General features: G+C 44.3%; 15 protein-coding genes, 1 tRNA gene and 1 other annotated feature. Of the genes, 8 read left to right on the plus strand and 8 right to left on the minus strand.

All coding sequences use genetic code 11. The annotated features are described in order from the left end of the window. The first annotated feature begins 208 nt into the window (after positions 1-208). Positions 209-1012: a helix-turn-helix domain-containing protein gene (locus ACPEGP_RS02000; RefSeq protein ID WP_201591028.1), complete on the plus strand. Its 804-nt coding sequence runs from the start codon at positions 209-211 to the stop codon at positions 1010-1012. 298 nt (positions 1013-1310) lie between these two features. Continuing rightward, positions 1311-2530 (plus strand): IS3 family transposase gene (locus tag ACPEGP_RS02005; RefSeq protein WP_423813775.1). Its coding sequence is split into 2 segments (ribosomal slippage): positions 1311-1593 and positions 1593-2530, totalling 1221 coding nucleotides; the frame shifts between segments, so codons are not numbered across the junction. After that, positions 1586-1702 (plus strand) — a sequence feature (AL1L pseudoknot). It overlaps the preceding gene by 117 nt. A 234-nt stretch (positions 2531-2764) precedes the next feature. Here ACPEGP_RS02005 and ACPEGP_RS02010 read toward each other — a convergent pair. The 7 genes from ACPEGP_RS02010 to ACPEGP_RS02040 all read right to left on the minus strand — a co-directional run bounded on the left by ACPEGP_RS02010 (position 2765) and on the right by ACPEGP_RS02040 (position 12007). After that, positions 2765-2841 (minus strand) — tRNA-Ile (locus ACPEGP_RS02010). 97 nt (positions 2842-2938) lie between these two features. After that, positions 2939-3751 (minus strand): pteridine reductase, encoded by an 813-nt coding sequence (locus tag ACPEGP_RS02015; protein ID WP_201591025.1) that lies wholly within the window; start codon positions 3749-3751, stop codon positions 2939-2941. 58 nt (positions 3752-3809) lie between these two features. Next, complete coding sequence (locus ACPEGP_RS02020) at positions 3810-4997, minus strand: tRNA nucleotidyltransferase (RefSeq protein WP_423813776.1); 1188 nt, start codon at positions 4995-4997, stop codon at positions 3810-3812. Positions 4998-5160: 163 nt separating this feature from the next. Further along, positions 5161-7482 carry an NADP-dependent malic enzyme gene (locus ACPEGP_RS02025; protein WP_423813777.1) on the minus strand — a complete coding sequence of 774 codons (2322 nt, stop codon included), beginning with the start codon at positions 7480-7482 and terminating at the stop codon, positions 5161-5163. 340 nt (positions 7483-7822) lie between these two features. After that, entirely contained in the window at positions 7823-9289 is a 1467-nt protein-coding gene (locus ACPEGP_RS02030) for a protein adenylyltransferase SelO (RefSeq protein ID WP_423813778.1), read from the minus strand. Between the two features lie 289 nt (positions 9290-9578). Next, positions 9579-10976, minus strand: a complete 1398-nt coding sequence (locus ACPEGP_RS02035; RefSeq protein WP_423813779.1) for an acyl-CoA desaturase — start codon at positions 10974-10976, stop codon at positions 9579-9581. A gap of 302 nt (positions 10977-11278) precedes the next feature. Further along, a complete protein-coding gene (locus tag ACPEGP_RS02040) occupies positions 11279-12007 on the minus strand; it encodes a glycerophosphodiester phosphodiesterase (RefSeq protein ID WP_423813780.1) in 729 nt (242 codons plus the stop codon). A 384-nt stretch (positions 12008-12391) separates the two neighbouring features. Here ACPEGP_RS02040 and ACPEGP_RS02045 point away from each other — a divergent pair, with 384 nt between their 5' ends. Next, positions 12392-13360: a hypothetical protein gene (locus ACPEGP_RS02045; protein WP_423813781.1), complete on the plus strand. Its 969-nt coding sequence runs from the start codon at positions 12392-12394 to the stop codon at positions 13358-13360. Positions 13361-13507: 147 nt separating this feature from the next. Here ACPEGP_RS02045 and ACPEGP_RS02050 read toward each other — a convergent pair whose 3' ends face one another. Continuing rightward, positions 13508-14107 (minus strand): cob(I)yrinic acid a,c-diamide adenosyltransferase, encoded by a 600-nt coding sequence (locus ACPEGP_RS02050; protein ID WP_306495752.1) that lies wholly within the window; start codon positions 14105-14107, stop codon positions 13508-13510. A 250-nt stretch (positions 14108-14357) separates the two neighbouring features. Between ACPEGP_RS02050 and cysS the strand changes: the two genes are divergently transcribed. From cysS to pdxH, 5 genes are all read left to right on the plus strand, one after another. Then, positions 14358-15818, plus strand: a complete 1461-nt coding sequence (gene cysS / locus ACPEGP_RS02055) for a cysteine--tRNA ligase (protein ID WP_423813782.1) — start codon at positions 14358-14360, stop codon at positions 15816-15818. Positions 15819-15983: 165 nt separating this feature from the next. Beyond that, positions 15984-18026 (plus strand): mechanosensitive ion channel family protein, encoded by a 2043-nt coding sequence (locus tag ACPEGP_RS02060; protein ID WP_423813783.1) that lies wholly within the window; start codon positions 15984-15986, stop codon positions 18024-18026. A 373-nt stretch (positions 18027-18399) separates the two neighbouring features. Beyond that, positions 18400-19872, plus strand: a complete 1473-nt coding sequence (guaB, locus tag ACPEGP_RS02065) for an IMP dehydrogenase (RefSeq protein ID WP_068405659.1) — start codon at positions 18400-18402, stop codon at positions 19870-19872. A 415-nt stretch (positions 19873-20287) separates the two neighbouring features. Next, a complete protein-coding gene (gene glmM / locus ACPEGP_RS02070; RefSeq protein ID WP_191691594.1) occupies positions 20288-21658 on the plus strand; it encodes a phosphoglucosamine mutase in 1371 nt (456 codons plus the stop codon). A 63-nt stretch (positions 21659-21721) separates the two neighbouring features. After that, positions 21722-22381, plus strand: a complete 660-nt coding sequence (gene pdxH, locus ACPEGP_RS02075; RefSeq protein WP_191691626.1) for a pyridoxamine 5'-phosphate oxidase — start codon at positions 21722-21724, stop codon at positions 22379-22381. Positions 22382-22418: the final 37 nt, after the last annotated feature.

A 22418-nucleotide genomic window follows, 5' to 3' on the forward strand; every position in this document is an offset into this window, starting at 1 on the left:
TGCATAGGTTATAGAGCGATATAACGGTATAAAGGTCATATGTTATTTACCTAACGTGCTAAATAGTTATTAGGCTCTAGGGAAGCTCAGGGTAAAATGATTTTAAAGTTTATTTTTCTAATGAAGTATTTATGTACAGAGCCTAAATGGTAATAAGGTTTCTTTAAAATGTTTTTAGGGTTTAGCAGGAGAGCCCAAGAGAGGCTATATGGAAAATGTGCAAATGCTATCGTTAAGAGAGCCGACAAATGGATTGTCAAAACAGCTACAGGCTTATCGACCAAAAAACTTGCAGGAGTTTGTTGGTAACGTATCATTATTAATACCTTTGCTTGATACTATGGCGAACACGGTATTTTTTGTGAAAGACAGCCAAGCATGTTATCAATTAGTAAGTAGGACACTGATTAAACGTAGTGGGTTCAAAGATAAAAAAGAACTTGTAGGGCTAACTTCAGAGCAAGTGTTTTCAGAGCCTCAAGGCAAAGATTACCTTAATCAGGATATGAAAGTGCTGAAAGAGGGCAGGGAGATTACTGATAGACTGGAGTTACATAGCTATGCTTCTGGACAGCTAGGGTGGTGTATCACGCAAAAGCTACCGGTATATAATACAGAACGGCGTATTGTAGCAATGGTGGGCATATCGGTCGATATCGATGAAGATAATGAGCGAATATTGCGTAAGCACGCTCGCTTGGCAAGTGTAGAGGAGTATGTACGAAACAACATTGATCAAAAGATTCATATTGTGCATTTAGCGACGCTGGCGAATCTTAGTCAATCACAACTAGAGCGTACTTTTAAGGCAGTACTTAATATGTCGCCGATTCAGTTTGTACAAAAACTTCGTTTAGAGCATGCGATTCGTCTTTTGGCAGACCATAAGCTCACAGTGACGCAAATCTCTTTAAATTGTGGTTATGGTGATCATAGTGCTTTTAGTCGGCAGTTTAAGCAATTTACTGGAATGTCACCTATTAAGTTTCGTAAGATGCATTTTGAAATATAGTGACCAAGGTTTTTCTTTCGTATCATATTATAGGGTTGTGTAGTAGTACCATTAAATTGGATAGCTACTAAGAAGTTATGCTAACTCAAAGAATGAACATAGTATGACCAGCAAACGCAATCAATATACCCGAGAATTCAAGCTTGAAGCTATTTGAGTTATGCTGAAGAAACCGTAGAGATAAACTTGGTAAACTAACGACCCGATGAAGAGTTTACCATGACGAAGAAAACCAGAACTTATAGCACTGAACCGCCCCGGTATTGTCGGAGACTCAACATTCTGAGAGAATACAACGATGAAAACACGACACTACACCCCCGAGATTAAAGACCGCGCCGTTCGCATGCTGATTGAAGCATTAAGCGACTATCCCTCCACCTGGTCAGCTATTCAAGCAATTGCACCTAAGATTGGCTGTACGCCTGAAACCCTGCGGTCATGGCATAAAAAGCACATAGACCAAACCATTCCCGCCTCAGTACAAGCCCAAAGCCAAGAGCAACGTATTAAAGAGCTTGAACGCGAGAACAAAGAGCTCAAGCAAGCCAATGAGATTATACGTAAGGCTGCTGGTCTTGAAGCCCAGGCGGAGAAGGGCCGTCCACCCAGATAATGGTTCAGTTTATTGATGACTATAGAGGTAGTTATGGGGTCGAGCTGATTTGTAGAGTACTGCCGATTGCCCCGTCAACTTATTATCGTGCTAAAGACTTAGAGGACTGCCCTGAGAAGCGCTCATTACGCAGTCAGCATCATGACTATTATCTCAGAGAGTTTAAACGTATTTGGCAGGACAGTAAATGCCGTTACGGTGCGCGTAAAGTCTGGCAGCAGATGAAAGCTGACGGATTAAAGGTTGCTCGTTGCACCGTAGAGCGATTAATGAAGCAGTATGGCCTACAAGGCGTCTGGCGTGGCAAAGGCAAGATTACCACCAACAGCCGTGACGACCAAAAGCGCGCTGATGACTTAGTCAATCGTAACTTTAATGCCCATCGTCCTAATCAGCTTTGGGTTGCAGATTTTACCTATATCAAGGCACTGAGTGGCTGGGTTTATACTGCTTTTGTTATTGATGTGTTCGCTCGTGCCATTGTGGGCTGGAAAGTATCCAATCGCATGAACACCGATATGGTGATGGCCGCGCTCAATCAAGCGATAGCAGATAGGAATAATCCCAAAGATGTGATTCATCACAGTGATCGAGGGGTTCAGTATTTATCCATTCGCTACACAGATAAGATGGCTGACTGCGGTGTGATTGCCTCTGTTGGTACAACAGGCGATTCATACGACAATGCATTGGCTGAAACGGTCAACGGGCTTTATAAGTCCGAGGTCATTCATTATTTGAAAGAGAGCTGGACTGGTGTGAACGATGTTGAACTGGCAACCCTTGAATGGGTAGACTGGTTTAACAAGAAGCGTTTGCATAGCACGATTGGTTATGTGTCACCTTTTGAGTTTGAAAAGCAGTATTATGATAATTTAATCCTGTCAGGTGTTGCTGCCTGAGTAAAGTAAATAAGCCTCCGATAAAGTCGGGGCGGTTCATTTTTTTGTAAGTTTAACCTTCATATATCACCCATGCAGTAGTACATAACCATAGTGTTAGTAGTTATCATACTTTAATTACTACAAAGGTCAAAGTATCAAGATAGTATCAAAAAATTAATCACATCCATGCACTCACACAAATTTTAGACAATAAAAAACCCTTACAAGTCAATGACTGTAAGGGTTTGAATTTGGTGGGCCCAGTAGGACTTGAACCTACGACCAAAGGATTATGAGTCCTCTGCTCTAACCAACTGAGCTATGGGCCCTAACGTTAGACGCATAATGATACCTGGTTTTTTTAAATTTTCAAGTAAAAGATGGCCTGTCAGACAGATATTATTCAAAAAGCCACTTTTTTCCTGGTCAAACACCACCGCCAGCCAATGTCAGGCTGCGACCACCATCGACAGTAATTATTTCACCCGTCACATAACGGGCGTGCGCCAAATAAAGCACACTATGGGCAATTTCCTCAGGTTTGCCTATCCGCTGCAGAGGAATGGAGTCGATGATGCTTTTTTGCTGCTGTGGGTCAAGTGCTTGGTCGCTATCTGCTTCTGGTAGGATATTGACGCCAGGAGCGATGCCATTGACGCGTACCTCTGGGGCCATATCAAGCGCGAAAGACTGTACCATCATGCGATGCGACGCCTTTGCCATATTGTAGACGGCATACTCTTTAAAAGGTTTATTATGCGCATGGATATCGAGTAGGCTAATGATACAGCCTTGCTGTGTCCGTAGATAAGGATATAACGCTTGGCTTAATAATAAGGGCGCTTTGGCGTTGGTTAAAAATAAATCATCCCATTGCTCTAGATCTATATCACCAAGTGGACTTGGATAAAAGCGAGAGGCGTTATGCACTAGGACATCAAGTTGCCCAAATGCTTGCATAATATTTTGAGTAAATTGCTGTAGCATCTCGCTATTATTAACAACCGTCAAATCTGCAAGGACGACGACTGCGCTATCAGGACGACTGTGATTCAGCGTATCGGCTAGGTCATTGGCTTCTTGCTCACTATGATGACAATGAATAATGACACGGTAGCCTTGCTCATGGGCGGCACGGACAATAGCCGCACCAATACGCTTAGCGCCACCGGTGACTACCATTACGGGCGCTGAGGTATTAGAATATTTTGATTGGCTTAAACTAAATTCATGGTTCATATTAAAGGTATTTTTGTTATTTAAATTGCTGGTTGAAAGTGCTTGTTTACAAGACAGGTTATGTTTGTAAATGCTCAATTCTACGTTGGCGTAATGCTTCGCCTATCGCTGGGCCTTTTAGATTCTGGTCAATATTATCCATGCTGATTGCATGAAAGCTATTTAAGGCGAGCATCATTTGGCGGTGCTGTATGGCCATTTTTAAGACATGACTGGTGACCAAGAGCTGCGACAGTTTATCGGGCGCTTTATGAGCGCTACAAGCTTGAATAAGATCGATTTTCTCGGCGGCGCTCAGCTGGTCTATGCGGCTAAGATTTTTCGCTTGCTGCACAAATAAAGTGGAAAATTGAGTCTGTGCTTTTGGCACTTTGGCGCTGTTTCCGATCTCATTAATAGCTTTAGCCGCTGCCTCTATATTAACCGAAAGAGTTTCTGTAGAGTTTAAAGTAAATAAATCGGTATTTAAACTTGCCATCAATAACGCCCAGCGCTGCGATAAATTTAATTGCATTTGACCGGCGAAATACAATGCAGTTTGTATAATCTCTCGTATTTGAGCGTACTGTTTATCATTCCAAACTTGCTGTAGAGGAGCAAAATACTCCGTTAAAGCCCCAATCTCAAACAGCTGTTGCCAATAAACCTGCGGCGATACTTGCATCATAGCACGGCTCGATTCTTGCCAAATGCGCTCACTACTTAAATGCGCAAGCTCGCCTGAGCGCACCAACTCACGCATCAATAGCAAGGTTTCATCGGCAATACTAAAGCCCAAATCATAGTAACGACTATAAAAACGGGCGGTGCGCAGTACCCGTAACGGGTCTTCACTAAACGCGCTTGATACATGGCGTAAGGTTTTGCTATGAATGTCGTTCAAACCGCCATAGTAATCGACAACGTCGCCACTTATCGGCGTATCATCCATAAGGCTTTTAACTTCTATTGCCATAGCGTTGACGGTCAAGTCGCGACGTTTTAAGTCTTCACGTAACGTCACATCAGGGCTGGCATGTACGCTAAAGCCTTGATAGCCCCGCCCTTGTTTGCGTTCTGTACGCGCCAGCGCATACTCTTCATGACTAATAGGATGCAAAAATACTGGAAAGTCTGCGCCCACTTGCTGAAATCCTGCATCCAGCATATCTGCGACCGTCGCGCCAACGACGACAAAGTCTTTGTCTTTGTTAGGAAGACCTAATAATTGGTCACGGACAGCGCCGCCGACGAGATACACTTGCATAATAGTCTCTTTGTATTTATCCAGTATTTAATAAAACAGGTTGCCAAAAAAAACCAGTCAACACTGATATGAGTATTGACTGGTTTTAGTATAGCAGACGGTTTCTATAAATAAACGCTAGACAACCGCCGTAATATAGCGTTTATATATGACATAAAAACGACTATTTTTGCTCATTAATTAAGTCTTGAGCTTCAGTAACTGCAAGCGCTGTCATATTGACAACACGGCGTGCTGTCGCTGATGGAGTTAGGATATGCACAGGTTTGCTCGCGCCTAGCAAAATAGGTCCAATAGACGCACTGCCAGTTGCCGTTTTTAGTAGGTTGAAAGCAATATTTGCGGAATCAAGCGTTGGCAAGATAAGCAAGTTCGCTGAGCCTTTTAGGTTGCTTGATGGTAAGTCATTGGCACGGATATGCTCATCAAGTGCCGCATCCCCTTGCATCTCACCGTCGAAGTCAAAGTCCACATTCATTTCTGTCAGTAGCTCATACACTCGACGCATTTTTACTGCGCTTTCGCGGTCTGAGGTACCAAAGTTTGAATGCGAAACCAAAGCCACACGCGGCGTAATATTAAAGTGACGTAACTGATCGGCTGCAAGTACCGTCATTTCAGCCAACTGCTCAGCCGTTGGGTCTTCATGGATGTAAGTGTCGGCAATAAAGATATTACGATCTTGCATCAATACCGCGTTCATCGCATAAAAATCGCTGACGCCTGCTTTTTTGTCGATAACTCGGCTGACGTATTTTAAATGCAGATGATAGTAGCTAAAAGTACCACAAATCATGCCATCAGCATCACCGTTTTCAACCAGTAGGGCACCGATTAAAGAAGTCTTACGGCGGACATCACGGCGCGCAAGCTCAATACTGACACCATTACGTTTATTTTTCTCGTAGTAGCCTTGCCAGTAGTCTTTATAGCGTGGATCATCGTCTTGATTAATAATGGTGATGTTTTCGCCATCTTTTAGACGCAGCGCCAATCTTTTAATGTTCTTTTCAATGATGGCAGGGCGACCAACCAAGATTGGATGCGCCAATTGCTCATCAACGACCACTTGTACGGCAAGCAGTACGTTGCGGTCTTCGCCTTCACAGTAAACAATGCGTTTAGGATCGGCTTTCGCGCGGGCAAAGATAGGCTTCATCACGAACGCTGAGTTATAAACAAACTCAGACAAGCGTTGACGATAGGCTTTCATATCAGAGATAGGCAGGGTTGCTACGCCAGAATCCATCGCCGCTTTGGCAACCGCAGAGGCGATTTCGATGATTAGGTTTGGCTCAAGAGGGCCTGGGATAAGGTAATCACGGCCAAAGCTTGGCGTACTCTCAACGTTTTTCACGTTATTCATTGGTGTCGCTTCAACATGCGCCATAGCCGCGATGGCTTTTACGCAAGCGATTTTCATCTCTTCATTAACCGCTGTCGCCCCAACGTCAAGTGCACCGCGGAAGATATAAGGGAAGCATAGCGCGTTGTTTACTTGGTTTGGATAATCTGAGCGACCGGTTGCCATGATAACGTCTGGACGTACGGCGTGCGCCACTTCTGGCATGATTTCAGGCGTTGGGTTGGCAAGGGCAAAGACGATTGGGTCTTTTGCCATACGGCGCACCATGTCTTCAGTTAAGGTGCCAGGCATTGATAGGCCTAAGAACATATCGACATCATCCATCACTTCTTCGATGGTAGTGGCGGTAGTATTGCGCGCATAACGCTGCTTGGTTTCATCAAGGTTTTCACGGCTGGTGGTAATGATACCGCGTGAATCTGATACAAAGATATTGTTTTTATCTACGCCAAGCGCACAAATGATATCCAAGCAAGATATAGCTGCCGCACCTGCGCCAGAGCAGACCACTTTAATCTCTTCGATTTTTTTGCCAGTGATAAGTAAAGCGTTTAGCATCGCTGCGGCAACAATGATTGAGGTACCGTGCTGGTCATCATGGAATACCGGAATGTTCATGCGCTCACGCAATTCGCGCTCGATTTTGAAACATTCTGGGGCTTTGATGTCTTCAAGGTTAATACCACCAAAAGTAGGCTCAAGCGAGGCGACGGCTTCGATGAACTTATCTGGATCATTTTGGGCAATTTCAATATCAAAAACGTCAATACCAGCAAATTTTTTGAATAAAACCCCTTTACCTTCCATGACAGGTTTAGAGGCCAATGGACCAATATCCCCTAAACCAAGCACCGCAGTACCGTTGGTTATCACGCCAACCAAGTTGCTACGAGCAGTATATTTAGCCGCTAACGCTGGATCTCTTTGAATCTCAAGACAAGGTATCGCAACCCCTGGAGAGTAAGCAAGTGCCAAATCACGTTGGTTGGCCAGTTGCTTGATAGGCGTAACTGAGATTTTACCGGGGCGCGGAAACTCATGGTAGTGTAAGGCAGATTGTTCAAACTGCTCTTTTTCCGTAGTAGGGGTGTCCGTATTCAAAGTGATATCGTCATTCATAATAATTGCCATGGTTGGAATAATTGGAATAAAGTAAATGGTGATAAAAACCAATGTCTATGCTTCATTATCATGACTATGATAATTAAGGCACATTTATACTAAAAAGGTCTTGCTCGGCGACTAGACATCAGCGTAAAAACAGCAATCTCACAGGAAGCGTTATTCTAGCACTATTGGTATTTCACTGCCTAGTCAAGTCATCTCAATTAGGTGAATAATATAATAAAATGATATTCGTTATTTCGCTGTTTGATAATGGCAAAAAACGCCCCTCGATATCAACCATAATTGCCTAATGTTTCAAAACATTACAGAATAGCAGCTTGTCCGTATTCTCTTACGAAGAACAGCTGATTGGCATTTGCGGCGCATGTGGCGCGGGCGGCATGGTATCAAGCTCAGTGGCGATGTCTTGGACGTTGTAAGGATTGGCAAGCAAGTCAAAGACTCGATTTAACTCATCAAATTGCCCTTGTTCCGCCGCCGTAATCGCGCGCTGTGCCACACTATTACGCAGCACATAAACTGGATTATTGCTGCGCATTTGCTCAATAGAGGCTTCGCTAGATAACGGCTCTAACGCTGCTAAATACCTTATTGACCATTGCTGCCAAACGTGCTGTGCCTTATTATTAAACTCAGCAGTCATTTTTGCTAGCAACTCTTGCTCATAGGGATGGTCATTTGGCGCGACCAAACCCAATAGCGCGCGAAAACTGTTGCTATAGTCGAGCAAATTATCCTCTAACAAAGTTAACCACTCAAAAGCAAGGGTCAAACTTTCTTTAGTGTGCGGCAGCCCAAGCTTACGGCAGAGTCCTTGCTGGTAATGCTGCATAAAAGTCGCTTCATACGGCGCTAGGCAATCAGCCAAGGTATCGCGCGTTACGCCGTCCAAGCGCATAAAATGCGGTAGCCAAATATTTAAGTTCCAATGACCGATGGCAGGTTGGTTTTGATAGGCATAACGACCAGTATGATCAGAATGATTATTGATCCACGCAGGGTTAAAACGCTCCATAAAACCAAACGGGCCAAAGTCTAAGGTACTGCCCGTAATCGATAAGTTATCAGTATTCATCACCCCATGGGCAAAGCCAATCAATTGCCAATCGGCAATCATACGTGCGGTTCGCTCAACCACCGCTTGTAAAAATGCTAAGACAGGCGCTTCACTATCACGGCATTCTGGATAGAATGTATCAATCATATAATCGGTAAACTCGCCAAGTAAGTCGGGCGCAAAGCTGGCAATCCACTCAACATGACCGAGGCGAATATGACTGTCAGCGACGCGCATCAATGCCGCGCCTGCTTCCATACGCTCACGGCGGACACGTGTATCAGACACCACAAATCCTAAAGCATTAGACGAAGGAATGCCAAGCTGCGTCAACGCATGGCCGCATAAATACTCGCGAATGGTACTACGTAACACCGCGCGCCCATCGCCCATGCGAGAGTAGGGGGTCAGACCAATGCCCTTTAAATGTAAATCTTGTAATTTATCATTATTATCGAGCACTTGCGCCATGAGTAAACCGCGCCCATCGCCCAATTGTCCGGCCCACTGTCCGAACTGGTGACCAGCATAGGCCATGGACAGCGGTCGAAACTCAGCTGGCACGTATTGACCCCCTAATATTTCAACCCAACGCGCCATCAGCTCATCGTCATCGAGCCAGCCTAATTGCTTGGCAACTTCGGTGTTAAAGTGACCAGCGCGCGGATTATCAAGCGGTGTCGGCTGCTGTTCATGATAAAGGCGAGTATCTAATGTGACGTAAGTATTTTGATAGCGCATAGGTGCGTTCCAATATAAAGGTATGTATTTTTAATATAAAAACTTAAGGTTAAAAGCGAGTAATGAAAGCGTGTAAAGAGAGTAATAAACTTACTATAGCATAGCCTTAATAATGCCGCGTTTCACTCTGTCCATCTCTTGTAATTGCTGTATAAACAATGAGTGAGCAAAAATAATAAGTATGTAAACGAGCAGCGCACAGCTCATGGCTGAAAAAAACCCCCTATCTTTACAGATAGAGGGCAGGAGAAACGTACAATAAAAACTAAGATAATAAATCTATAAACGCTTACGCCGCTTTTGGACTTTGACCGATAGAGCGAAACGCTGTTTTTAGATTGCTGTTATGCGCCAGTATCTTTTTCTCAACTTTGGCATAGTCGTGCTTTAGCATCTCTTCAACTTCATGCAGGCGATCGGCAAACTCGGTCTTTTTTAGCTCAATAGTTTTGGCTTTTAGCGCTTGCCATTCTTCGACCGTTTGCGTAAAGGCTTCATATTCAAACTTGATACGATCTTGGAAACTCTTCATCGCATGTGGAATATCTAGACCGTTCGCAGTAACACTATCAATCTGCTGTTGAGCCTTTTTGAACTGCATTTGCACTTCAGCATGCTTAATGGTGGTGTCGTCAACCGTGCGTAATTCACTGGTTAGCCCAAGTTTAGATAAGCCCAAGATAAGCCATTTAGTTGGATCATATTGCCACCATTTCACGCCATTACGATAGTCGTATTGGAAGAAGTGATGATAGTTATGATAACCCTCGCCCCACGTAAAGATAGCAAGGAAAAAGTTATCGCGTGCACTATTGGTATCTGTATAAGGACGCGTACCAAACATGTGGCATAGCGAGTTGATAAAGAAGGTAAAGTGGTGGGTCAGCACCAAACGCAGTAGACCTGCCAATACGAGCGTGCCCCAAACGTCACCGATTAACCAACCAACTGCCGCAACCATCGCCACGTTGGTAGCCAGTACCCATAAACCATAGTATTTATGCTGAATCTGTAGCACTTTATCTTTGGTCAAATCAGGAATGTTTTTATAATCAAAGCGACCACTAGGATAATTGCGTAACATCCAACCGATATGACTGAACCAAAAACCACGTCTTGCTGAATAAGGATCCTCCATGCGGTCATCAACATGACGATGATGCGTACGGTGGCCCGATACCCAATCAAAAGCAGAGCCTTGAACCGCAAGGGTTGAGCCAAGTAATAGGAAGTTTTTTACCAAGGGATGGGCTTTATAAGCGCGATGCGACAATAGGCGGTGATAGCCTGCAGTGATACTAATACCGGTCCACACCATAAAGGCACCAAACACGCCCCAAACCGGCGCACTAACTTGATGGGTCAGTAAGTACCATGGCGTAATAACGGCAGCAGCAATAGGCGTCGCAATCAGAAAAATCGCTGGAACCAAGTTGATTGGCGACTTTTGAAATTCAAGCTCAAGCGGATCGATGCCCTCATAGTTAGCGACTGCATTGGCATCTTTATAACCACTCGTCGTCGCAAACTGCGTATCGGCAGCCTCATCAGTTTTGCTTTTGCCAGTATCAAGCCACGTCTTCACGCGCAGCGCCTGAGTGCCAGCATGCTGTATAAGCGTATCACCCGACTTCATGGCGAAACGCAAGCCCTTAAGTGGTAAGCCTATTACTTTTTTAGCAATCATGTAATATTCCTAATGATATTAATTTCAGCCTCCATATTACCCTAAAAGACTAGTAAAGTGAACAGTTATACACTAGAAAAATATTGCTAAATAACAATAACTTGTAGGAGTTATGGTAGTGATCAACCCAAATAATCCCTTACTTATCAGCAATTAAGTGAAAGTGTAAGTAAAAAGATAAATATGTGTGCAATAAAAATGTATAAATGACTATCGAGCCAATTAATTAGCTGGCTTTCTTAAGCCATTTTCAAGCAAGTTTTTTGAAATATGACAAAAAGATAGGTAAGAGGTTTACTTACTTAGCGCGTGAGAAAATAGGTTGGATAATCGGTGATGATGACGTCGACTTGCCACGTAATAAGCTGTTTAATCGTTTCGCTATCATTGACGGTCCACGCGCTGACTGGCAGGTGATAACGATGACAGTGCTTAATGACTGCTTGAGTCAGCAATGGATAGTGAATACCTAGCTGGACGCAGCAAAGTTGCAGGGCAGTTTGCGGTGCGCTTAGCAAAGTTTTAGGGGTGCGAATCAGTAAACCACGCGGAATGTGTTGTAAGGTTTTATTGCGTTGCAGCCGCGCGTGTAATTCGACATCGAAGCTGGTCAGCGCTATAGGCAAGCTGGCAAGCGGACTGTCGATTAAATCGTGCATTAACGCCTTGATTAGTTTGCTGTAATCGGTGCGCTCATGCGTCTTAATTTCCAGCTCAATATAGCCAAAACCTGTTAGTACAGAGGATATTTCGGCCAAAGGGGTAATCTGATGGCCGGACTGCAAATAGCGTCCAATCTCGGCAAGACTCAACTGGTCGATGCAGGATTGCTGAGCGCATAGGCGTTGTAAATTATCATCATGAAAGACCAGCAAGTGACCATCGGCGCTTAATTGCACATCAAATTCAACGCCTATCAAACCCGCGCTTTGTAGGTTTTGCGCCAGTTTAAAGCCTGCTAAGGTGTTTTCTAATGCTTCACCGCGCGCCCCGCGATGGCCCAATAAAAGGGTATTTTTAAAATTTATCATTATTAATAGCTATCAAAAATTCTTATCGCTATCATATCGTCTCTGCAAAATGGGGTCTAATAAAATATTTATCTGAGAACAGAAGCATTACTTATATAGCGTACGTAGGAGCTGCAGCTACGATATAAAATATGTCTTTGTAGCTTTTTTGCAACCAAAGCAAGGTTTTGTACACAATGTTGGACGTTATTTGTATATCAATAGGCTACACTGATGACCATTTAAATCAAACGCCGTATAATAACGTGGTTTTCAAAACTTGCATGACGATCTTTACTATACCGTCGTTACCATTTAAATGTCATGATGCGCGTGTAAGTTTTTGAATGTTAAAACACTGGCCGTCATTGGCGGTACGAATCAGGAAATTGGAGCAAAAAGAAGATGAGCGTAGCAAATAAGAGTTTGAGCAAGTGGTATAAGGTTGCTGGTATTGGTATCGCCTGTAGTTTGGTACTTACAGGCTGTAACCGCTCAGAAAAAGAAGAGGCCACAGAAACTGCCGAGCTAACCGAAGAGACCGCCACTAACGAAAACGCTGCTGCTACAGCGGTAAGTTGTGATGATCCTATGGTGCAAGATCGCCTCAAATCAGCCTTAAAAAATACGCTCAATCAACAAGCGCAAACCTTGGCAGCAAGTTACGCTAACGATGCTGAAATTGCTTTAAGTAGTGGCGTTGTCACTGGTAAAACCAACGGTATCGTCATCGATGTGCAAAACGCTGCGGTATTACAAGCCACAAATGATAATGGCATGACCACCTGTCAGGCGAGTGTCAGCATGACTTTGCCAAGTGAAGACTTATACCAAGCCAGCCAACTGCAAGCCACTAACAATCAGCCAAGCTTACAATCACGCCTAGCCAATGACAATATCCGTATCAATAACAACATGCTTGTTGACGATGCCTTTACCTATGTCGTTGGTACCCAAGGCGGTCAAGTACGTACGCGTATCGCTGGACAGCCAGCACTGCTGACCGTGGTATCAGAAGTAGTGGCAGGCTCAGCCTTTCAGACAGCACTAGAAGAGCAGCGTGCCGCGCAAGCAGCCGAACGCCGCCGTCAAACGGCACAAAACAATAGCGAAAACCAAACTCGTCAACCAAGACCGGTAACGCCAGCGGCCCCTGTGCGTCCAGCTGAGCCAGCTACGCCACCGACTGTCAATCAAAATAGCAGCAGTCAAAACAGTAGCCAGAACACGAGTAATCAGGATAACCAAAGCAATAACCAAGCTGCCACAACGCCTAGTACTACAGCGCCTGCGACTCCAGCTACACCTAAGTCAGTCCCTAAAGATGACAGTATCGATATGGTGATTATTGAAGATAAAGACGCAACTTATTAATAACCTCTCAGTTTATTAATAAAATGTCAGTAGGTGCTGTCTAAGCCTAGCGTTTGAAATTCAAAAGCCCGCAACTATCGTAAGTCGCGGGCTTTTTGCTTAAATTAATTTTTAGCGGTTAATTTTTAGCAGTCAGTAAAAGCTAAACTATTTATTCTCAGCGAATTTTTGTAATACTTGACTGTCCCATAGCACTTCAGAAACTTGCTCAGGGTCGGTGCAAAAACGCGCAGCGACAAACAACCAGTCCGACAAACGATTGATAAAGCTAACTGCCGTTGGACGAATGGCTTCTGGTCGCTGCTGCTGCAATAGCACCGCTTGACGCTCAGCTCGGCGACAGACGGTACGGGTGACATGCAATTGGCTGACCAACACTGAACCTGTTGGTAGGATAAAATCTTTTAGCGCCGGCAAAGTGCTATTCATCGCGTCAATCTGTTGCTCTAACCATGCAATGTGCGCGCTATTCACGCCTTCATATTCTGGCATGGCAAGCTCGCCACCGATATTAAATAGCAGATGCTGAATAATCACTAATGCTTGGGCAAAGTCGGCTTCTTTTGTCGCTTCAGTCGAGTTTTGCGCCAACTGCGCGCGTACCAAACCAATATGTGAGTTGAGCTCATCGACATCACCCATGACGCTAAATAGATTGTCCGCTTTACTCACGCGGCTGCCATCTGCCATGCCTGTGGTACCGTCATCGCCAGTACGTGTATATATTTTGCTTAAACGATTGCCCATGTTTTATCCTTAAAGGTTAGTGTTTGTTAAAAAGTCAGTATTTTTTAGCATTGCGAATGTTAGTTATGCGCTCATTGTAGTATTTTACGAGCATTTTCGCTAAGATAATGGGTTAAGTTTTATACTGCTACTTTTTCAAAAATAATAATGACGCTAAATATTGTTATAAATAAGCGTTTTCATTATTTAAGTGTGCAGTAAGAATATTTTCGTTTCACTCTTATCTTTTTTATCAAAAGGCTTTTTTACTATGACCACACCTCTTGCAGACGCGATGTCTCAGCTTGCCATTTATGACTCACTCAACGGACGCAAGCAGGTATTTAAGCCGCTGGTTGCGGGTAAAGTCGGCATGTATGTGTGCGGAATGACGGTCTATGATTATTGTCATATTGGTCATGCGCGAGTGGTGGTTGCTTTTGATATGGTGGTGCGTTGGCTTAAGCAATTGGGCTATGAGGTTAATTATGTGCGGAATATCACCGATATAGATGACAAAATCATCGCTCGCGCAGCCGAAAATGGCGAAGAAATTGGCGCATTAACGCAGCGCTTTATCACAGCGATGCATGAAGATTTTGCGGCCCTTGGCTGCTTAGCACCCGATGCTGAGCCACGTGCGACCGATTATATCGATGAGATGCAGCAGATGATTGGCAATTTGGTCAGCAATGACTATGCGTACGCTGGCGATAATGGCGATGTCTATTATGCGGTCGATAGCTTTCCAGATTATGGTAAATTATCCAAGCGCAATTTGGACGATATGCAGGCGGGCTCACGCGTCGATGTCGAAAACGACAAGCGCAATCCGTTTGATTTTGTATTGTGGAAAGCGGCGAAACCTAGTGAGCCACAATGGGCATCGCCGTGGGGTCAAGGGCGTCCGGGCTGGCATATCGAATGCTCGGCGATGTCAACCAAATGCCTTGGTGATACCTTTGATATTCACGGCGGCGGGCATGATTTACAGTTTCCGCATCATGAAAACGAGATAGCGCAATCTGAGGCCGCGACGGGCTGCGAGTACGCACGTAATTGGATGCATGTTGGCTTTATCAATGTTGATGGCGAAAAGATGTCCAAATCGCTAAATAACTTCTTTACCATTCGCGATGTGATTGCCAAGTATCATTCTGAAACGGTGCGCTTTTTCTTGTTATCAAGTCACTATCGCAGCCAAGTCAACTTCTCAGACAAAGCCTTAGATGAAGCGCATAATAGCCTAAGCAGATTATATCAAGCATTAAAAGCGGCTGAACAACAAAAAGGACAAACACTCACTATCGATGATGCGCTAACAAACTCTGCTTATGATAGCGCGGCAGGACAAGACTTTATCAAAGCCATGAATGATGATTTTAATAGCTCAACGGCTATTAGCGTATTATTTGGGCTGGCACGAGATATTAATAAAGCGCTCAAAGGCGAAGATGCAGAGGCTGCATGGCAGTTAGCGCAGCAACTAAAAGCTTTGGCACAGACATTAAATATATTGCAGCTGCCGGTACAGCAGTTTTTACAAGCGGTCGTGGGTGGGGCGCAAGAAGGTGGTTTGTCCGATGACGCTATCGATGGATTAATCACCGAGCGTGCCGATGCCAAAACCAATAAAAACTTTGCCCGTGCTGATGAGATACGTGAGCAGCTAAAAGAGGCGGGAATTGAGCTTGAAGACAGCCGTGCGGGTACAACTTGGCGCCGTGCTTAAATCGTATTCTTTCTATAACTAATTGTATCAATTAACATTTTACCCTCAAATTAAGTCAGCTTTACGCTGGCTTTTTTTGGTTCAGTGCATTAGCTTTATCTTATATTCAAAATTAATGCTTAACTTTACTAAATCATTTCATTAATCAGCCTAGAACCTTAACGTATGAAACATTCCTCTCAGTCTTTGATTGCTAAAAATATCCAAGCTCGGTATATGGGCAATAGGGGCGACGCTGATGTTTCTGGTTGTAAAAGTCTAGACACTATTAAAGGTAGGCAGAAATTAACCGTGAGGCATTTGAACATACGTCATTTTATTTTCAGTATTTCCGTTATTATCCTAAGTATTGTCTATCTGCCAGCTTATGCGGCTAGTCATTCAGCGAATGAAAATTCAACGATCAACAATCAAAACGAAACAACTGCGCCAATCACCGACGCGCCAGAAAATATCGTTGACTATGCATCGCAACGGATTGATAAGCTCAAAAAAGAGGGCGTCAGTGTCTCTGCGCTTGCCGAAGAGGTCATTAGTCCGTTTGAGAAAAAAACCGAACAGCAAGCAGGAGTATTACAGGGCGACTCTGGTCTGACTGGCGACTATAACGAAAGTTATTATGCCTTAAGTAAGCTCAATGTCGGCTTGCCGCCACTATCTGAGCCACCGAATTTATCGACACCACTGGCAACGCTAGAGTTTTTTCAATCGGCAGTTATCAAGCAGCAGTATGATTTGGCCGCTTATGCGCTCAATATGAACTTGATTGACGAGGAGTTGCAGCGTAATCAAGCAATAGAGCTTGCCAAACAGCTCGATTTTTTATTGATGGAAAAAAAGCTGTATACGTTTGATAAGTTGCCCGACCGTCCTGATGGTTTGATAGAACCGCCGCTTGGTAGCAATAATAGTATCCAAGGCATCCCTCGGCGCTCAATCCAGTTGGGTTATATCGACTATCGAGATCGCCGTGTACCGCTGCATCTTGAGCGCGTACGTATCGATGACAGCCCGCCTTTTTGGGTGTTTTCCGCGCAAACGGTCGCCAATATCAATAAGCTGTATGAGCAATATCAGCCTGCCAAGTTTGAGCGTTATTTGCCCGACTGGACCAAATTAAAAGTTTTCGGCATTGCTATTTGGGAATTTATCGCTTTATTTTTATTCTTTTCTTTTACCATGGGCGCTGGTTGGCTGCTCAGTAAAGCGGCTGGTAAACTGCTCAATTGGTACGTTTTAGACAAAGAGGGCAATCGGCTCGCCACCATTCATCATAACGGCGTCGAGGACTTGGTCAATAAGCTGACCGTGCCTTTGACGTTTACCATCAGTTTTTCCGCGGTTTATACCTTGGTATCGGGCGGTTTTCCTTACTTAGATGCGCTTGCCTCATCGACACGCCCCATTATTTGGATTGGGCTGGTGCTAAGCGCCATGTGGCTGGGTACACGCGCCATTAATTTCTTTGCCAATCGTTATAAAGATTTGCAAATCGAGAATTTGAGCGAAGAGCAGTTTGATAAAGGCCGCAGTCGCCGCACCTATGTGTCTATTTTTCGCCGCGTTTTTATCTTTGTGATGATTTTAGGCGGTATTTGGATAGGTTTGAGTGAATTTACCAATATTGATGGTTTGGGTAAAACCTTACTTACCTCGGCAGGGATTGCAGGTGCGGTGATAGGTATTGCCGCCCAGCCTATCTTGGGTAATATCATCGCAGGCATGCAAGTCGCCATTACCCAGCCGGTGCGTATCGGTGATACGGTGATGATGGAAGGCGAGTGGTGCACGATTGAGGATTTGGGTTATACCTATGCGGTACTAAAAACCTGGGATGAGCGCCGCTTGATTGTGCCGATGCGGCATTTTATCACTGAGATTGTAGAAAACTGGTCACATACTGAGTCGCATCAAATCTCAGTGATTTATTTATATGTCGATTATGGCGCCGATATCGAAGCGATACGACAAAAATATATTGAGCTGGTCAAAGACAGTGAGCTATGGGATAGTGATACCGAGCCTGAGATGTATACGGTATCGGTAACAGAGACCACTATCAAGCTGCGCTGTAGCCAAGCGTCCGATAGCCCGCTCAATGCTTGGATGCTTGAATGTGAAGTGCGTGAGCAAATGCTAAGCTACTTATATAGCGAACAAAAGGATTATCTGCCAGCGGAACGTTTTATCGTTAAAACAGAAACATAGTAACGATGTAAGAGCATCGAAAAACAAAGGCATCATCTAGCAAAATAAGCTGACAAATATGTTATGCGAAGACTTGCTTTATTTGTTATAATATGGCGTTATTTTTAAGGGATAATTCAGTTATTAAGCGTCGGGTAATCAGATGTTAGAAGGTTTAGAAGCGCGATATTAGCAATTCTACTTTCTTAAGCATTTTATTACCGCTGATAAACAGATAACATGCCGAGTGATATCCGTATTTAAGGTTTGTTCCTCATGGTTTTTTCACAATTCTAGCCGCTTTATTTTGGCGTATTGATTTTGATAAAGCTTTCGTTTATCGACGTGATACTGCATTGCCCACCCATCAAAATAACCACCACTAGGGGTCTGTATGTTGCGAATTGTCGATGAAGCCTTAACCTTTGATGACGTTTTATTATTACCAGCTTATTCTGAAATCCTACCAAAAGCTGCTGATTTAACGACCCGCCTAACCAAAAATATCACTTTAAACTTACCGATGATTTCGGCTGCGATGGATACCGTTACTGAATCTGAGATGGCCATCACTATGGCGCAGCTTGGTGGTTTGGGTATTTTGCACAAGAGCATGGATATCGATAAACAGGCCATGCAAGTACGCCGCGTTAAAAAATTCGAAGCGGGTACAGTTGTTGATCCCATCACCGTGCACCCAGAGATGACCATCGGTGAGCTATTAAGATTGACCCAAGATAACAACATCTCAGGGGTGCCTGTGGTTGAGAAGGGTACCGATAAAGTCATCGGTATTGTCACCCATCGTGATTGGCGCTTTGAAACCAATTTGTCACTACCAGTTAGCCATATCATGACGCCAAAAGATCAGCTGGTCACCGTCAAAGAAGGTGAAAGCAATGAAAATATCAAAAAATTACTTCACGAGCACCGTATCGAAAAAGTAATTGTGATTAATGATGATTTTCGTTTGCGTGGTTTGATTACGGTCAATGATTTCTCTAAAGCAGAAAACAATCCGAATGCTTGTAAAGATGAGCAAGGGCGCTTGCGTGTTGGCGCGGCTGTTGGTACTGGCGCTGATACCCAAGCACGTGTTGAAGCTTTGATTGCCGCTGATGTCGATATCATCGTTGTTGATACCGCGCATGGTCACTCAAAAGGCGTGATTGATAAAGTTTCTTGGATTAAAAAGCACTATCCAAACGTTCAGGTTATCGGCGGTAATATTGCCACTGGTGATGCCGCTAAAGCATTACGTGATGCCGGTGCAGACGCGGTAAAAGTAGGTATTGGTCCTGGGTCTATCTGTACCACGCGTATTATTGCGGGTGTTGGTATGCCGCAAATCTCGGCAATCGATAGTGTCGCAAGCGCGCTACAAGGCAGTATTCCACTGATTGCTGATGGTGGTATTCGTTATTCAGGCGATATGGCAAAAGCCATTGCTGCTGGCGCGTCGTGCATCATGGTTGGTTCACTAATGGCGGGTACCGAAGAAGCGCCAGGTGAGGTTGAGCTGTTCCAAGGCCGTTACTATAAAGCCTATCGCGGTATGGGTAGCTTGGGTGCGATGTCAGGTCAAAACGGCTCATCAGATCGCTATTTCCAAGATGCCAAAGACGGCGTAGAAAAACTGGTACCAGAAGGTATCGAAGGCCGCGTACCTTATAAAGGCCCAGTTTCTGGTATTGTCAATCAGATGATGGGTGGCCTACGTTCATCGATGGGTTATACTGGTTGTGCGACCATTGAAGAGATGCGCACGAAGCCGCAGTTTGTCAAAGTCACTTCAGCAGGTATGAAAGAATCTCATGTCCATGATGTGCAGATTACCAAAGAAGCACCTAATTATCGCGTTGATTAATCATTTCTTAACGCTAGTTATGTGTAGGTTATCGGCTCTGTAGCGTTGCCGTGAGACCAAGATACAAACAGCCAACAATGCTTTGTTATTGTTGGCTGTTTTTTTTGTAAAATACAACATTAAACTCTTCTATCTATAACTTAGACGCCTTTTTATTATTTAGACGCCTTGTCTAGGTTTAAGGCTTATACTTGATGTATTTTAAAAACACTTCGCTAATGCTGGAGTGAATTTTTAGTAGCCTTAAAAAGGACAAGGCGCATAGAAAGAGAGCAAAAAAAGAAAATTTATAGCAGCAGACAGTTTTAAAAGGGTTTCTACAAAAGCGATTGTCTATCAATTAGCTTCTTTTAAACCAATGACAGTCTGCGCGCCCGTTTGATTTTTTACTTTATAAAATTGAGGAACAATAATAATGAGTTACTTTGGCACTGATGGTATTCGCGGCAAATTTGGTGAGTTACCGATTACCCCTGATTTTATTTTGAAGTTAGGTTATGTGACGGGGCTGGTGCTGATAGAAAATAATAATAATCCTGCGCGCAAACCCAGTGTGGTGATAGGTAAAGACACGCGTCTGTCCGGCTATGTGATTGAAGGGGCGCTGCAGGCGGGCTTTAATGCGGCTGGGGTTGACGTCCATATGCTAGGGCCGCTACCGACGCCTGCTATCGCGCATTTGACCCGCAGTTTTAACGCCGATGCTGGTGTGGTGATTTCTGCTTCGCACAATCCTTATTTTGATAATGGCATCAAGTTCTTCTCAGGTGATGGCAAAAAACTGACCGATGAGATGCAAAGCGCAATCAATGATAAATTGACCGCAATTATGGATGCCTCAAATTCCGCTAATAATGCCATCATGCCAATTCTAGATCCGGCGCAACTGGGCAAAAACAATCGTATTAATGATGCGAAAGGGCGCTATATCGAATTTTGTAAAGGTAGCTTCCCTTATCAATATGACTTAGATCATTTGACCGTCGTCGTCGACTGTGCCAATGGGGCTGGTTATAGCGTTGCGCCACGCGTTATGCGTGAGCTTGGCGCCAATGTTATCGCAATTAATAACAAACCCGATGGTATCAATATCAATGCCAATTGCGGCTCAACCCATCCTGAGAGTCTGCAAAAAGCGGTACTCGAATATGAAGCCGATGTCGGTATTGCTTTAGATGGCGATGGTGACCGTATCGTGATGGTCGATGAAGCCGGTGAGCTGGTCGATGGCGATGGTATTTTGTATGTACTTGCTACTCAAGGTCAAACCAAAGCTGAAGGCGTTGTGGGTACCTTGATGAGTAACATGGGTTTAGAGTTGGCGTTAAAAGACGCGGATATCGCCTTTACCCGTGCAAAAGTTGGCGACCGCTATGTCATGCAAGAGCTTGAAGCCAAAGGTTGGATATTGGGCGGTGAGCCATCTGGTCATATTTTATGCTTGGATAAAAGCCGCACGGGCGATGCCATTATCGCAGGCTTACAAGTGCTGGCAGTGATGCAAGCACGTGGTAAGGCACTTAGCGATTTGACCGAAGGTTTTGAAGTATTACCACAAAAACTGGTCAATGTGCGCTTATCGCAAATGCAAGATCCGTTTGAGCATGAAGAGCTTGTCGCAGCTTTTGATAAAGCGCGCGCTACTTTAGAAGGTCGTGGTCGCCTGCTTATCCGTCAGTCAGGTACAGAGCCGATGATTCGGGTCATGGTTGAGTCAGACGATGAGATAGAATGTGATGTGATGGCCAATGATTTGGCCGATAAAATCAAAACGGTTTTAGGCTAAACGTCTTGGTTAAATACACTTATATTAATAATATTTGAAAGTTAGCGAGAAACAATCATGAGTATGGATTTTACCGATCAGCGCCTATCGTATGAGAAAGGGCAACTCGACCAGCAGTCAGTACCAGATTCACCATTTGAGATGCTACACGCGTGGATGAATGAAGCGATAGCAGCAGAAGTGCAAGAACCTTATGCGATGAGTTTAGCGACGTGCGGCGCAGACAATAAGCCCAGCGTGCGTATCGTTTTGCTGCGGGAGATTACTGAAAAAGGCATCGTGTTTTATACCAATTATGAAAGTGCCAAGGGTCAAGATATCGCTGAAAATCCCAATGCCGAAGCGCTGTTTTTTTGGCATAAGCTTGAGCGTCAAATCCGTATCAGCGGCAGCATTGCTAAAATAGATGCTACTAAATCCGCGGCTTATTTCCAAAAACGTCCGCATGATAGTCAAGTGGGCGCGTGGGTTAGCCAGCCGCAAAGTGGTGAAGTTGCCAATCGCGAGGTCATGGAGCAAACGTTTGAGCAGTTGCAAAATGATTATCCAGCAGACAGTCAAGTGCCAACCCCTGAGTTTTGGGGTGGCTATGAGATTACGATTGAGAGCATCGAGTTTTGGCAAGGCCGTGCCAATCGTATGCATGACCGCATTGTTTATACGCAAGATAAGAGTGGCACGGGCGACGCGGCAAAATGGACAACCAAACGTTTGTTACCATAAAATTAGCTCATTTAAGCTAAAATCTACTGAAAATAAG

Origin of the sequence: Psychrobacter sp. 219-2-C (genome assembly GCF_049560815.1) — a bacterium.
Classification (GTDB): domain Bacteria; phylum Pseudomonadota; class Gammaproteobacteria; order Pseudomonadales; family Moraxellaceae; genus Psychrobacter; species Psychrobacter faecalis.